Here is a 14761-nt window from a genome sequence, read left to right as displayed (position 1 = left end):
TATGCTGAAATTATCCGTCAGTTTGTAACTTACAAGAGCTTTGAGCAGGTTGTTGATGTCAATTCCATTCTTTTTGTGTTTACCAAAAACTGAAGAAAGATCTAGGATTTCGTAAAGTTGGTTTACAGCCAGAACGGTTCCGATAGGAAAGCATATATTCTTGTTAGGAATAATCTCATACGTTCTTAGTTTTTGTTGCATTGTAACCAAATACAGCAAAGCTAAGAACACTATTATTACTTTTGACTGTCAAAGTCGGGTTGTATCCTTCTATTTCTGTATTAGAGATTCTAATTTGAACCTGGTGTCCGGGAGTCGATTTAATATTTATGTTCAATTCTTCTTCATGCAGAATCTTTTTAACAAATCACCATGTTTTTTCATCTGAATATATGGATTTCCTCAAGAAACTATTTGGTAAGGGCAAGGATGAGCCTGAAGAATTACATCTGGAATTTGAAAAACTCCGTGAATGGAGTAAAATCAGGTATGAAAAGGAAGTTAATGCTGCAAAACCCCTTATAAGCAATCTTTATTCCGATATTGGCAATAAACTTGAACAGCTCAGGGTCGACAAAAATTCCTTTCTGGATGCCACACCGATTGAATCAGCTGATAAGAAAATGGGTAAGATCGCAGATTCAAACCGGGATGTTATTGTTGATAACCTGGAAATACTTGATGAGAAAATCACTGTCCCACATGACAATTCCATAGAGGGGGCTTATGCCTTCTATATTGAATCGCTTTCCCATATGGATACTTTCCTGGACAATACCCGAAAAAGCATGCTTTATGCAAAAAGTCTCTATCCCACTGAATATAACAGAATAAACGGCGACCTTGCAAACCTGAACCATGCTTTAAGTGATTTATTTTCTACAATTGAAAAGCCCCGCAATAAGCTGGATATGATCAACAATATATTTGTAGATATTGAAGATATCCATAATCTGGAATCTGAAATTATAGATAGTCGAAATAAAATTCAGGAATTGAAGAATAAGTGTACCGCCCTGGATGCAAATATTCAGGATGCAAAATCAGATCTTGAAAAGTTGATTGAAGGTTCGGAATATCCGCGGGCAGAAGCAATTAACAGTGAAATTGACGATGTCAGGCAACAGCTCCTGAATGTAGAAGCTGATATTAAAAGAATGTTCACTCCATTGTCCAAGGCATTATCCAGAATGAAAAAACAGGATGAAAACGGAATTCATACGCTATCGCCACAAATGCGCAATATACTTGGTATTGTCATGAAAGATCCTGTCTCTGCACTGGATTACGATCTGGATCCGTTATATGATGAATTAATTCTGAGACTTCAAAGTGATTCACTTGGTCTGAAGGATAAAAAGAAAAATAAAACTCTTGAACAGCTGCATTCAATAAAAAACTCTTCTTCTCTCAAATCCTTATATGAGAATAAAAAGAAATACGATAACAGGCTCGAGCAGTTAAGAGACCAATTGGATCGGATGGATGTGTATCATCAGAAAACCTCAATGGAAAAGGATATTTCAAAAAAGCAAGAGGCTTTTGTTTCCACACAGGATAAACTGGAAGATGAGACAAAATTCCTGAAATCCCTGGAAGAGAAACTGGAAAATACAAAATCGGAGTTGAGTTCACATGTGAATGATGCATTCGAGGAGGATATAGAGATACTTTTCAGGTAACAATTCACCTGTTAGTACTCCGTGATATTTCCCTGAAAAAAGGCACCCTTTTTTCCACAACTTCCTCCAGCAACCGTGGAATATCTTCTGAATTTGCGCCTTTTGTATCCACAAGATTATCATTTACCAACAGGCATGGTTTGAGTTTCCCGTCGGCTGTCACACGCAACCGATTGCAATTGGCACAGAATTCAGTATTGTCGATGGGTCTTACTACTTCAACTTCTGCACCGTCGATGATGTACTTTTTGCGGCGGTGCATTTTGCGTACATGGATTTCATCGGCCCTTTCTTCAAGTTGTTTTTCAATTTCTTGCACGTCAACCTGGTATTTTACAACATCCTGGAAATCCATTAACTGTATGAGTTGTAGTATGATGTTGCCTTTGTGTTTACGGACAAATTCAAGCATCTGGTCGATCTTGTCTTCATTGATCCCTTTGAGCATTACCATGTTCAGTTTTACAGGAGTAAGGCCAACTTCGATTGCTTCTTCAATCCCTTTGAGTACTTTATATACATCACCCGGATTTGCTGCAGTAATCAAACTGTAGTTTTTGTCATCAACACTATCCAAACTTACATTTATCCGATCCAGTCCTGCTTCCTTGAGGCTTTGGGCCCTCTCTTCCAGCAGTATCCCGTTGGTAGTTGCAGATACATCCTTCAAGGGGGGCAGGCGTTTCAGTATATCCTCGAAATCCCTGCGGACAAGTGGCTCTCCGCCGGAGAATTTCACCCTGTCTACTCCATACAGGCTGGCTGCCTTGATGATATCAGATATTTTTTTGGCTGACATTTCATCTGCCGCTTTCATATTCCCTTCATTGTGACAATAAATACAATTGAGATTACACCTATCAGTAATCGATATCCTGAGGCTCTTTATAGTGCGTCCGTAGGAATCTGTGAGATGTTTTTCAGGAGTCATGCTATATCGGTAATTGGTGTTTAATTTGGGATGGTGAAGGGAGTATATAAACTTAAGTTTATCCGGTAACAGTGAAGCTTACTGCCCCATATTTTAAATACCAAATCAAACCAACTTGTGCCATGAAAAAATCAATAGTTATTGCAGGCACACACAGTGGAGTCGGTAAGACAACCGTTTCCATGGGTATCATGGCGGCCCTGACCCGCCGGGGAATGAACGTGCAGCCCTATAAGGTGGGTCCGGATTACATTGATCCTACTCACCATACAGCAATCTGCGGGAGACCTTCAAGGAACCTTGATACATTCATGATGGGCGAGGAAGGTGTCAGGCAGAGTTTTCATTGCAATTATAATGATGCGGATATAGGGGTCGTTGAAGGTGTCATGGGGCTTTTTGACGGCATAAATTCTTCAGATCTTGCAAGTTCGGCCCATGTGGCCAAATCCCTGGGTGCTCCTGTGATCCTTGTGGTCAATGTGCACGGTATGTCCAGAAGTGCTGCGGCCCTCATCAAAGGATACTCTGAATTTGACAGTGATGTACGTATTGATGGGGTGATTCTCAATCGGGTGGGAAGTCCCAGGCATGCTCAAATGATCAGGGATGCCCTGGGGGATGTGCCGGTTGTTGGTGCCCTGCCAAGGAATCAGGACCTGACCGTCCCATCCCGCCACCTCGGATTGCATATGGCTGATGAACGGGATTATGATCTGGAAAAACTGGGTAACTTCATCGAGGAAAACGTTGATCTGGATACTGTGCTGTCCCTGGCAAAAGAACCTCTCCCGGCTGCCCCTGAGGAATGCATACCCGACAAGGAGGCGGATGTGACAATAGGTGTTGCAATGGACAGTGCATTTTGTTTCTACTATCAGGACATGCTGGACTCCTTCCGCAGGGCCGGGGCTGAAATCAAATTCTTCAGCCCGCTTGAAGGTGATATTCCTGATGTGGACGGCATGTACTTCGGAGGCGGTTATCCCGAGCTCCACATAGCAGAACTTGAAAAGTCACGGACCACTCATAAGCTAAAGGACCTTTCAGCAGATGGGATGCCAATCTATGGGGAATGCGGTGGTCTGCAATATCTCTGCACTTCCTACGAAATAGAGGAGAGGGTCTATAAACTGGCGGATCTTTTCCCCGCTGAGACCGTCATGACGAAAAAATTGCAGGCACTGGGCTATACCAAAGGTCAGGCCGATTCCCCCATATTCAGGGGAGAAGTACGTGGCCATGAATTCCATTACTCTGTAACAGATTGTGCGTCTGACAGCCGTCTGGCTTACACTATGGAGCGGGGCAAAGGAATTGTTGATGGTATGGATGGTATCTATGAACACAATTCCGTGGCAAGTTACATGCACGCCCACCCTGGTTCCTTCCCTGTAGATGATTTTGTGAACAGCTGTCGCAAGTACAAACAACGCTGATCTCAGGTCTCATCCATGCTGCCACTTCTGTAGCCTTCGAGGTCCAGGCAGACATGTTTGATCCCTGTAGCTTTCAGGTGACTGATTAGATCATCCATTTTTAGGATGGCTGTTGGAATCTGTTCAGCGGGGACTTCTATACGGGCAAGGGTTCCCCCGTCATGCAATCTCATCCGGCATTGCAAAAATCCCATTCTGTGCAGAATATCCTCTCCCTGTTCAATTTTGCCGAGTTTCTCGACGTCCAGCATCTCGCCATAGGGTATACGTGAGGCCAGACAGGCAGAAGAAGGCAGGTCCCAGAAATCGCAATCTTTTTGTTTTGCTATCTGCCTGATATCTGCTTTGGTGATATTTGCAGACACGAAAGGATGAAGTATTCTCTCTTCCCGACTGGCGGCAAGCCCCGGTCGCAATGTCTGTGTATCCGAGACGTTGGTACCATCAGCAATAACCGTATAACCCAGGGATGCAGCATATTTCCTTGCAATTTCTATTACTTTCTTCTTACAGTGGTAACAGCGATCCCTCGGGTTCATTCTTATATTTTCATATTCAAGGGGATCAATATCCAGTACATGCAGCTTTAATCCGTAATCATGGGCAGTTTGTTTTGCCCTGCATACCGCATATTCGGGTATGAGTGGGGAATTCAACAGGATGCAAATATGTTTGTCCCCAAGCACTTCCCTGGAGACAACCGAAAGCAGGCTGCTGTCCACACCTCCCGAAAAAAGAATTGCAACTGGGCCGGTGGATTGTATGAAATCTTCCAGTTGTTTCAATTTGTTATTTGTCATGTTTTTCATATTATAAGTGGCCGCACTCTGGACAGTCCATCCTGCGGCATATTTTCATCCTGTCTAACGTTCCGCTCCTGCCGTCCCACATTACAATATGGCCGGTATGTAAATCTTCCCAGCCAAGCAGGTACTTGATCACCTCGTTTGCCTGCATCGTACCCACTACGCCTGCGGTGCAACCGATGATTGGAAATACTTCTTTCGGGGGTTTTTCAGGGATCAAACATTCAATGCAGGGTGTTTTGCCCGGGATGACTGTAGTGAGTTGCCCGTGGAATCCGTGAACTGCACCGTGGACCAGAGGCAATGATTGTCGGATTGCGGCCCTGTTGAGCAACATTCGTGTTTCATAGTTATCCAGCGCATCTACGATTATATCTGCTCCCTGTATCAATTTATCTATGTTTTCGGCATTGATTTCCTTATTGAAGGCTTCCAGTTCGATGTTGGGGTTGAGTTCTGCAAGTTTTTCTTCAGCAGACTGGCTCTTGCTTTTTCCGATATCCCGGTGCCAGTGCAGTATTTGTCTGTTGAGATTGCTCATTTCAACAGTATCCTTATCGACAAGGCGGATGTGACCTATACCGGCAACAGCAAGGTAATGCATAATTGGTGAACCCAGACCTCCACAGCCGGCTATCATTACGGTTGCGTTTTTAAGTTTCTCCTGGCCTTCTTCACCGACCATCATTATCTGGCGGCTATAGAGTTCTTTTTCAGTATCATTAAGCATCGGTTTTCTCCTTCAAAGGCTCAAAACCCTGTTTTTCCCTATAATCATTGATTGCCTTGTGTATGCCTTCTTCAGCCAGTACCGAACAGTGCATTTTTACAGGGGGTAATCCTTCAAGTGCCTCTGCCACTGCCTTGTTTGTAACCTCCCAGGCTTCTTCAAGGGTCTTGCCTTTGATCAGATCGGTTGCCATACTACTGGATGCGATGGCGGCACCGCATCCGAAGGTCATGAACTTTGCATCTGTGATTACATCATTCTCAATGCGCAGGTATATCCGCATGATGTCTCCGCACTGGGGATTGCCTACCTCTCCGACTCCGTCGGGATTTTCCATCTCGCCTACGTTGTGGGGATTCATGAAATGTTCCATTACTTTTTCACTGTACATCATTAATATCATTCCCTCTGTTCCTTTGGTGTCATAGGTGACATCGCCCTGAGCCTCCTGATAATTGGCTCCAGCGTTTGCAACAGGTAATCCACATCCTCTTCCGTATTTTCCTTTCCCAGGGTCAGGCGCAGGGACCCGTGTGCGACCTCATGGGGGAATCCGCAGGCAATAAGCACATGTGACGGTTCAAGGGAAGCCGAGGTACAGGCACTTCCCGTAGAGGCTGCAATAGAGTACGAATTCAGCATCAACAGAATGGATTCGCCTTCTATGTATTCAAAGATTACGTTCACATTGTTCGGCAAGCGTTTTTCCGGATGGCCTGCAAGGTGGGTGGCCGGGATCAGCAGGAGGCCTTCTACCAGCTGTGCTCTCAGTTTTTTCATATGAGCGGCATGCTCTTCCAGTTGAGATGTGGCCTGTTCGATAGCTGCACCCATTCCCACAATACCGGGAACATTTTCTGTGCCTGCCCTCTTTTTCTTCTCCTGGGCACCCCCATGGCTATGGTTATCGAGCCGGGTGCCTTTTTTGATATACAGGGCACCTACACCCTTTGGTCCGTAGAATTTATGGGAGGAGAGGGAGAGTAAATCCACATTCAGAGCTTCTACATCCACAGGCACCTGACCGATGCCCTGTACGGCATCCGTATGGAAATAGATGTTCTTCTCCCGGGCTATCCTGCCAATTTGGGGGATTGGTTGAATTGTGCCGATCTCGTTGTTTGCCAGCATTACAGATATCAGGATTGTATCGTCCCGGATGGCTTTTTTTACATCCTCTGTTCTGACCTGTCCGTATTTGTCCACTGGAAGATAGGTAACCTCAAAACCCTGCTTTTCCAGCCACTGGCATGTATGCAGGACTGCATGGTGTTCTATGGAGGAGGTGATTATATGGTTGCCTTTTTTCCTGTTGGCAAAGGCAATACCCTTGATTGCCCAGTTGTCGGACTCGGTCCCTCCACCTGTAAAATATATCTCATCTGTATCTGCATTGATGGCAGTGGCCACCTGCTGTCGGGCACTGTCAACCGCTTCTTTGGATACGTTTGCCATATCGTAAGGTGAAGAGGGGTTGCCGAAATTTTCAGTGAAATATGGCATCATCGTCTCCAGTACCTTCGGATCAGTAAATGTTGTGGCTGCATGGTCCAGATAGATGATATTTCCTGTATCATCCTTGTTGGTGTTCATTGTGACCTCCTTTATTTATTGTGATATTTTATCGTTCTTTAATGCTTAATACGTCCGTGTCACAATTGTGAACATATTATCTTTTTATGCCTTTTAAGTTTTTGCACGTATGTTCGGTAGAAAGCACCAACTGCCATTCACAATAGTGATATACCTGTAGGTCAATATCTATAGAAAATGAAGCGTGAGAATATGAAAACTGAAACTCCGTGTCAGGTTGTGGTATGGGATGTCCTGCCTGCTATCAGGGCTGCCCTTGCAAAAGAATTGGTGGATAACGGTGTAACCCAACAGGAAGTGGCTAAGCTTTTCGGGATGGCTCCTTCAGCGGTTTCCCAGTATCTTACCAAAAAAAGAGGTTACAGGATTGAATTTGATGACGAAATAAAAGCTTCTATAGCCAGTCTTGCGGTCGATATCCAGAATGGTACGGTTGATGACCTTTCTCACAGGTTCTGTGAGATTTGCCGCCAGCTCAGGGCTGATGATGCCTGCCCTGACGATCAGTAATGACTAACTTTCCTTTTTGCTTTCTTCCCCACAAATTATATATACAAGGAGCAACAATTCACAATTGTTAATTCACTATTGTGAATTGTGGGCGTCAAATGCCTGCAAACACCAACCACCACGAAAGAAGCGATGAAGGCACTGGCTGCCTTTATCTCTTCTTTATAGTTTTTCATCTGGAAAAACAATGATGTGGATTAATAATGGATACGTATCGGCCGGGTGGCAGAGCGGTTATGCAACCGACTGCAGATCGGTGTAGGTGAGTTCGACTCTCACCCCGGCCTTTAGGAGGAAGAAAATGAAAGGCTCCAAAGACCATTTGATAGAGAAGACCTTTGAGGCCTTTTTTGAGCTGGAGGATATGCGGGAGATAATTCGTCGATCCCTTCCCACCGGCATGTCTGCCGTGGAAGAAGACGCATTCATGAAATCTACTGCTAACCTTAAATCGGTTATTGAGGCCCTCGAAAAAGGTACTTCTGAAAAACAGGCCAATTTTCCCCAAATAGTTGACCGTATAGGATTGAGGTACAGGGAAGAGGGAAATATAAACATCCAGCCTATCCAGGCTGCAGGCAGACTTACACCTGAGGCAAGGAAGGCTCTCATATCCTACGGGGATGGATATTCCACTTGTGACTCATGCCGCAAGCCTTTTCGTCTCGACAAAATTAGTCGCCCTCCAATTGCTGATTTCCACGAAGAACTGGCAGGCTTTGTGAATATGGATACTGCCAGGGTGGTTCCCGGGGCCAGGAGAGGTTTCCAGGCAGTTACATCTTCTCTTGTGGAAAAAGATGATCCGGTAATCGTTTCATCCCTGGCACATTACACGGAATTCCTGGCAGTTGAGGCTGCCGGAGGCAAGATCAGGGAAATACCACTGGACGATGACAACAAGGTAGATGTTGGCTCAACGGCCGAAAAGATAGAGGATGTTATCAGAGAGGACGGAAAACCTCCTTCCCTTATGATGATGGACCACTTTGATTACCAGTATGCAAATGAACACGATATCAAATCCATAGCCGGGGTTGCACATGATTATGACATACCGGTGCTCTATAACGGTGCATACACCGTGGGTGTGATGCCTGTCGATGGCAAGAAACTGGGTGCCGATTTCGTGGTAGGTTCCGGTCACAAAAGTATGGCCTCCCCGGCTCCCTCAGGGGTGCTGGCCACAACGGATGAGTATGCAGACCTCATCTTCCGCACAACCCAGATGAAGGGAGATGTAACTGGACGTAAGTTCGGCATCAAGGAAGTGGAGATGATGGGATGTACTCTTATGGGAGGTACCCTGCTTGCCATGATGGCCTCATTCCCGCATGTGAAAAAACGTACACAGAACTGGGATGAGGAGGTCCGCAATTCCAATCGGTTCATGGAAGAGTTCTTGAAAATAGAAGGCAATAAGGTGATTTCTGAGTACCCCCGTAGACACACACTGACCAAAGTGGATACAACACAGACCTTCGATAAAGTGGCAAAGGAACACAAACGCCGTGGCTTCTTCCTGAGTGACGAACTTTCAAAACTAGGGATTGTCGGGATGTTCCCGGGTGCCACCAGGGCATGGAAACTGAACACCTATGGCCTCAGCAGGGAAAAGATAGACTATCTTTCAGATGCCTTTAAGGAGATAGCAGTAAAATATAACCTTAATGTCGATTGAGGTGTAAACAATGAGCAGATCAAATAATTATGATCCGGAAACCCTTTCCATACATGCTGGACAGGAACCGGATCCCACCACAGGTTCAAGGGCTGTTCCCATCTACCAGACCACAGCCTATGTCTTTGATGATACAGAACACGCGGCAAACCTGTTTGCCCTGAAGGAATTTGGCAATATTTACACTCGCATGATGAATCCTACCACCGATGTCTTTGAAAAGAGGATGGCGGCCCTGGAAGAAGGAACAGGCGCTTTAGGGGTTTCCTCCGGCATGTCGGCCATTTCCCTTGCTCTGCTGACTATCACCCAACTGGGTGATGAGATTGTGGCTGCCGATAACCTCTATGGTGGGACATACCAGTTATTCAACCATACATTCCCCAAACTGGGCAGGAAGACCACCTTTGTGAATTCCACCGACTCGGAAGCCTTCCGGCAGGCCATCAATGAGAATACCCGGGCTGTGTATATCGAGTCCATAGGAAATCCCAAACTCGATGTCCCGGATTTTGAAGCAATTGCGGCCATCGCCCACCAAGCCGGTATACCGCTGATCGTGGACAACACAGTCGGTGTCGGGCTTGTGAAACCCATCGAATACGGTGCTGATATTGTCGTTCTTTCCGCTACCAAGTATGTCTGTGGCCACGGAACCTCTATTGGAGGTGTCATAATAGATTCCGGCAATTTCGACTGGAGCAACGGTAAATTCCCTGAGTTCACTGAACCTGACCCGAGTTATCATGGGCTGGTGTACTGGGATGCTTTCAAGGAAGTTCCTGAAATGGGTAACGTTGCTTTTGTCATGAAGGCCCGGGTCCAGTGGCTAAGGGATCTGGGAGCGGCAGTAAGTCCTTTTAATTCGTTCCTTTTCCTGCAAGGACTGGAGACTCTTTTCTTGCGTGTGAAAAAGCATTCTGAAAATGCATTCGAGATTGCCCGTTTCTTGCAGCGTCATCCGAAAGTTGCATGGGTAAATTATCCGGGATTTGAAGACCATGTCAGCCATGAAAGGGCTGCAAGGTATCTCAAAGGGGGTTTCGGACCGATCGTAGGATTCGGTATCAAGGGAGGATTTGAGGCAGGTAAACAATTCATAGAAAATCTTGAACTGTTTTCCCATCTTGCCAATATCGGGGATGCAAAGAGTCTCGTTGTCCACCCCGCTTCCACCACCCATCAGCAGCTTACCTCCGAAGAACAGGCAAGTACCAGTGTTACGCCTGATTACATCCGCTTGTCCATTGGTATCGAGGATGCAAAAGACCTGATCGCAGACCTTGATCAGGCGTTGAACGAGGTGGATGTATGACCGAGAGGTCTGTAGGTTATGTGGAAACAAAACATCATCATCTAAAAGAACTCTTCAGGCTTGTGAATGGTGATGAACTGGCAGGGGTTTCCATAGCTTATGAGACCTATGGCAAACTTAATTCTGACAAATCCAATGTGATTCTTATATGTCATGCTCTCACGGGGGATGCCCATGCTGCCGGCTGGCATGAAGGCGATAAAAAACCGGGATGGTGGGATATTGTAATTGGGCCCGGGAAAGCCTTTGATACCAATAAATACTTTGTAATCTGTTCTAACGTTCTGGGGGGGTGTAAGGGAACCACAGGTCCGGCCTCCACCAATCCCCAATCCGGTTTGCCGTATGGTTTGTCTTTTCCCCGTATTACTATTGAAGACATGGTAAACCTGCAGTACAAATTGCTTAAAAATTTGGGTATATCCAGTCTTTATGCCATAGCCGGGGGTTCCATGGGAGGCATGCAGGTTCTGCAGTGGACCGTTTCCTACCCGGATTTCATGAAAAAAGCCATTGTACTTGCATCCACGGCAATTTCCTCGCCCCAGCAGATTGCCTTTAATGAGGTTGCAAGACAGGCAATAATTCGGGACCCTTATTGGAATGATGGGGATTATTATGGTGGGGAATTACCCAAACAGGGTCTTTCCCTTGCACGCATGATCGGACACATCACTTACCTGAGCGATGATTCCATGCATGATAAGTTTGGCAGGGATACCAGGGAAAACGAAATGTTCCAGGTGGAGAGTTATCTACATCATCAGGGTGATACTTTTACCAGCCGTTTTGACCCAAATTCCTATCTTTATCTTACCGGAGCAATTGACAAATTTGATCTAAGTAATGGTTATTCCCTTGCAAAAAGTTTCAGCAATATAGAATCAGAATTTATGATTATTTCTGTCTCTTCGGATTGGCTTTATCCTTCCTACCAGTCTGAGGAAATAGTCCAGGCGCTGGGTTCCAATGATATAAATGTGCAGTATCGTAAACTCATTTCACATTTTGGGCATGACGCCTTCTTGCTGGAAAAGGGGCAATTAAATTATCTTCTATCCACTTTCCTGGGGCATCTCACCGTAGGAGATGTCATGTCGGAGGATGTGTCGACTCTCCGTGAAGGGTGCACGCTGGAAGAGGCGGCACAACTAATGATTTTGAATAATGCAACACATATTCCGATTCTGGCAGCAAGTGGCCGTATTACTGGTATAGTGACTTCCTGGGATATCACAAGGGCTGTTGCCAACAAGATAAGTTCCATCGAAAAAATACTGTCACGGGATATTTTGACATCTCATCCAGATGAAAGCCTTTCAAATGCAGCTCTTATAATGGAAGATAATGCCATCTCGGCCCTTCCTGTGGTTGATGACAGAGGTTGTCTTGTTGGAATTCTTTCCAGTGATACTATCAGTGCAATGGTGGGAAGAGGTGCTAAGTGATACGAGTGCTGTGATTTATGGCAGTTACTCTGTATCTTTCTTTTCTTTTGTAGTCGCAGGCTTTTTTGATTTATTTTTATACCACATTTTCCTGCGATAATAGTTCAGGGGATGATTGATTCTTTTGCAAAGTTCATCGGCTCCATGGCAATTGCCGTAGGTCTTCATGGTACTGCATGAGGGAGGAGTATATTTTGTACCTGAGGAACCGGCAATATGTTCAATCTGGTATCGTGTTTTTTCTTCATCAAAATCCGGGGATACATTGAACATGTTGATTATATCATCCACTGTCATGCCAATACCTGCCAAAAAGGAAGTCATTGCAAAACGCATTGAATGAGCAAGGTTTACCCCTGTGCGAACATTATTGATGGCATAATTGATGCAGGGAGGAAACAGTTTACTGTCTACTTCTCCTGTCTGTCCACTTTCAATATCACCTTTCTTTTGCTGGAGGAGTTCCTTCAATCGTGACAGTGCATCTGAACAATCGGTGCAGGTCTTTTCGGGAACTTTGAGGGGCAGGCTGTCATGAATACTTTTTTTAATTGCTTCCTGCAGCAATCGGGCAAAATCTTTTCTTTCAACAAAAACGTTGCCATGTACCATTCTCTGGTTTATCAGTTTCCACTCAATTGCTTTGAGGGTTGTGGAATATTTCAAGAAATCCGCAAAATGTAAATGGAAGCCTCTTTCGTGCTGTTTGGCATGGATTCCGAATTCTTCTCCTATTTCCCTGAGAAAAAAATCTTCTCTCTCTAACAGCAGGGAATATGCAGCTTCGGCTTCAGCATGAGAATATTTACGGTTAAGGTAGGAATCGTTCAGGCAGGATACGAGTATTCTTGCATAAGGGTAGGAAAGAAGTTCTGTGAGTACCCGTCCCTCATCTGTATTTGTGAGGGAGGGTTTACTGATGCCCGTGGTCAGAGACTGGATTAATCTTTCCTCACCCCTGAGTCTGGCTGATTGGAATGCCCTTGAATTTATAAGGCGGTTCAGATCAAAATCCAGTACTCCGACATATTGCGAAGCGGCGGATGTAAAGGGGTACAGTGCAAGTTCTGCCCTTTCCATAATTTACTCAGACTCTATTCGGGGGGCCAGCAGGTATCCGACCTTTCCCCTTCCACCTGCAATTTCAAAATTGATCTTGATAGGGAAATCATTTCCTATCTGAAGGGTTACCTCATTGGATTTAGAGGCAGGTTTAATGATGTCAGATAGATAATCCAGGGAAAACAACGATCGTGCAGGTGCCGGGGTGATGCTTATCAGTTCATCGCGGGGCATTTCCTGACGCATACGATCTGTGTCGCCTTCTGCTTCCAGGAAGAAGATTTCTCCTTCAACTCCCATTGACATATGGTCACTTATCTTCTCGGCTGCTTTTACGGTCCTGCTGAATCCTTTTCCGTTCACAACGATCTCTGCAGGCAGTTCGAGCTGTGGGATCCTGGGTTCTGCACGGATTGTAGATGGATCAAGCAATGTAAGTGTATATGATATTCCGCCAATGCTTATGGAGAGTTTCCTGGAATCCTCTTCCAGTCTCATCTTCACTTTGTCCGTTTTTTCTGCGACACCCAATATGTCCAGTACTCTTGTAAGGTCTAAGCCAATCTCGCTTTCCTCTGCCTGGTATTCATCAAAGGCATCAGCCTGAAGTTCAAAGCTGACCATGGCAACGTTGGCCGGGTCCACAGCTTTCACACCTATTCCTTCGGGTGAGATGTGTACTCGGGCTTCGTCAACCAATACTGATAATGATTCAATGGAGTCTTTCAGAAGTGATGCATCAATTGTTGCCTCTAACATTTTGTCGCTCCGCCTGATTATTTTAAAATCTGAAAATCATTATACGCGACAGGTTATATAAGTTTTTATTTTGTCGGAGGAATCAGTCATATTCTCTCCAGGTATAACTGCATTTTGTACACTTAAAGAATCTGGTCTCCGATTCATCTGCCGAACGTAGTTGTCGCATCCACCAGTAGGCTTTGTTATTCCCACATTCCGGACACTGGGCAAGGGTTGTAGGTAATCCTTCATCGACATTTTCCTCAAGCACTGTAACCTCATGTTCATCACGTTTGGCTTTCGAAACCATGTTTTCTGCGCCTTCTTCTCTGCTTTTCTCATATCCACATTTGCGACACTTAAGGTCCCCGTTACTGGGAAACATCATACTCTTACATTTTGGACAAAATTCCATCAATATCATCTCCTGCATCATTTAGAATCTGCTGGTGGTCAAAAGCGAGCTCTGGCAGGTTGTTGGGATCAAAACATCCAACGTCTGCAGCATCTGTATCTGCCTTTGGTTCGCCTTTGGCTACTGCAAGGTAGGCCACGGATACTGTGTGACCCCTGGGATCACGGGAAAGGTCTGAATATACACCAACCAATTTGAGTATTTTGATTAGAAGCCCCGTTTCCTCCATTACTTCTCTTTTTACCGCTTCTTCTGTGGTTTCGCCAATTTCTACAAAACCACCCGGCAGGGCAAACGATCCTCTGTAAGGTTCATTTTTCCTTTTAATAAGTACTATCTTTCCATTTAATATAATTACGCCATCGACTGTTAGTAGGGGTGTTTTCGGTCTCATTCTGACAAAACCTT

At 45.1% G+C, this 14761-nt stretch carries 15 protein-coding genes, 1 tRNA gene and 1 pseudogene; 7 read left to right on the top strand and 10 right to left on the bottom strand.

The window, feature by feature from the left end; genetic code table 11:
* A pseudogene (locus CP947_RS10635) lies at positions 1-201 on the bottom strand (IS1634 family transposase); the annotation flags it as partial.
* A gap of 191 nt (positions 202-392) precedes the next feature.
* Between CP947_RS10635 and CP947_RS09735 the strand changes: the two are divergent.
* Positions 393-1682 carry a coiled-coil domain-containing protein gene (locus CP947_RS09735; protein ID WP_096713005.1) on the top strand — a complete coding sequence of 430 codons (1290 nt, stop codon included), beginning with the start codon at positions 393-395 and terminating at the stop codon, positions 1680-1682.
* Positions 1683-1686: 4 nt separating this feature from the next.
* Here the strand turns inward: CP947_RS09735 and moaA are convergent, their stop codons facing one another.
* A complete protein-coding gene (gene moaA, locus CP947_RS09730) occupies positions 1687-2613 on the bottom strand; it encodes a GTP 3',8-cyclase MoaA (RefSeq protein WP_096713003.1) in 927 nt (308 codons plus the stop codon).
* A gap of 122 nt (positions 2614-2735) precedes the next feature.
* Between moaA and CP947_RS09725 the strand changes: the two genes are divergently transcribed.
* Positions 2736-4052, top strand: coding sequence for a cobyrinate a,c-diamide synthase (locus CP947_RS09725; protein ID WP_096713002.1), 1317 nt, complete (start codon positions 2736-2738; stop codon positions 4050-4052).
* 2 nt (positions 4053-4054) lie between these two features.
* Here CP947_RS09725 and larE read toward each other — a convergent pair whose 3' ends face one another.
* From larE to nifS, 4 genes are read right to left on the bottom strand one after another with little or no spacing between them, the layout of a single operon-like run.
* Positions 4055-4852 (bottom strand): ATP-dependent sacrificial sulfur transferase LarE, encoded by a 798-nt coding sequence (gene larE / locus CP947_RS09720; RefSeq protein ID WP_253247335.1) that lies wholly within the window; start codon positions 4850-4852, stop codon positions 4055-4057.
* A 10-nt stretch (positions 4853-4862) separates the two neighbouring features.
* Positions 4863-5588: a HesA/MoeB/ThiF family protein gene (locus CP947_RS09715; RefSeq protein WP_096713000.1), complete on the bottom strand. Its 726-nt coding sequence runs from the start codon at positions 5586-5588 to the stop codon at positions 4863-4865.
* The gene (nifU, locus tag CP947_RS09710; RefSeq protein WP_164909082.1) at positions 5581-5982 is read right to left on the bottom strand and encodes a Fe-S cluster assembly scaffold protein NifU; all 402 of its coding nucleotides are present in this window, start codon (positions 5980-5982) and stop codon (positions 5581-5583) included. Before nifU ends, CP947_RS09715 begins: the two co-directional genes overlap by 8 nt.
* 5 nt (positions 5983-5987) lie before the next feature.
* Entirely contained in the window at positions 5988-7181 is a 1194-nt protein-coding gene (gene nifS, locus CP947_RS09705; RefSeq protein ID WP_096712999.1) for a cysteine desulfurase NifS, read from the bottom strand.
* 177 nt (positions 7182-7358) lie between these two features.
* Here nifS and CP947_RS09700 point away from each other — a divergent pair, with 177 nt between their 5' ends.
* The 5 genes from CP947_RS09700 (at position 7359) to metX (ending at position 12135) form a co-directional block, all read left to right on the top strand.
* Positions 7359-7691 (top strand): transcriptional regulator, encoded by a 333-nt coding sequence (locus CP947_RS09700; RefSeq protein ID WP_096712998.1) that lies wholly within the window; start codon positions 7359-7361, stop codon positions 7689-7691.
* A 216-nt stretch (positions 7692-7907) separates the two neighbouring features.
* A tRNA-Cys gene (locus tag CP947_RS09695) sits at positions 7908-7978 on the top strand.
* A gap of 14 nt (positions 7979-7992) precedes the next feature.
* Complete coding sequence (pscS, locus tag CP947_RS09690) at positions 7993-9372, top strand: O-phospho-L-seryl-tRNA:Cys-tRNA synthase (RefSeq protein WP_096712997.1); 1380 nt, start codon at positions 7993-7995, stop codon at positions 9370-9372.
* Between the two features lie 10 nt (positions 9373-9382).
* Positions 9383-10687, top strand: coding sequence for an O-acetylhomoserine aminocarboxypropyltransferase/cysteine synthase family protein (locus CP947_RS09685; protein WP_096712996.1), 1305 nt, complete (start codon positions 9383-9385; stop codon positions 10685-10687).
* Positions 10684-12135 carry a homoserine O-acetyltransferase MetX gene (metX, locus tag CP947_RS09680; RefSeq protein WP_096712995.1) on the top strand — a complete coding sequence of 484 codons (1452 nt, stop codon included), beginning with the start codon at positions 10684-10686 and terminating at the stop codon, positions 12133-12135. Before CP947_RS09685 ends, metX begins: the two co-directional genes overlap by 4 nt.
* A gap of 24 nt (positions 12136-12159) precedes the next feature.
* Here the strand turns inward: metX and priL are convergent, their stop codons facing one another.
* The 4 genes from priL to CP947_RS09660 all read right to left on the bottom strand — a co-directional run bounded on the left by priL (position 12160) and on the right by CP947_RS09660 (position 14747).
* Positions 12160-13215 (bottom strand): DNA primase regulatory subunit PriL, encoded by a 1056-nt coding sequence (priL, locus tag CP947_RS09675; protein ID WP_096712994.1) that lies wholly within the window; start codon positions 13213-13215, stop codon positions 12160-12162.
* 3 nt (positions 13216-13218) lie between these two features.
* Positions 13219-13956, bottom strand: a complete 738-nt coding sequence (locus CP947_RS09670; protein ID WP_096712993.1) for a DNA polymerase sliding clamp — start codon at positions 13954-13956, stop codon at positions 13219-13221.
* An 82-nt stretch (positions 13957-14038) separates the two neighbouring features.
* On the bottom strand, positions 14039-14353 hold the full coding sequence (locus CP947_RS09665) for a transcription factor S (protein ID WP_096712992.1): 315 nt from the start codon (positions 14351-14353) through the stop codon (positions 14039-14041).
* Positions 14331-14747, bottom strand: a complete 417-nt coding sequence (locus CP947_RS09660) for an NUDIX domain-containing protein (RefSeq protein WP_096712991.1) — start codon at positions 14745-14747, stop codon at positions 14331-14333. Before CP947_RS09660 ends, CP947_RS09665 begins: the two co-directional genes overlap by 23 nt.
* Positions 14748-14761 lie beyond the last annotated feature (14 nt).

This window comes from Methanohalophilus euhalobius (assembly GCF_900215215.1).
Lineage (GTDB): Archaea > Halobacteriota > Methanosarcinia > Methanosarcinales > Methanosarcinaceae > Methanohalophilus > Methanohalophilus euhalobius.
Note: the sequence above shows the minus strand (reverse complement) of the source record. Positions and strands in the feature narration are given on the sequence as shown.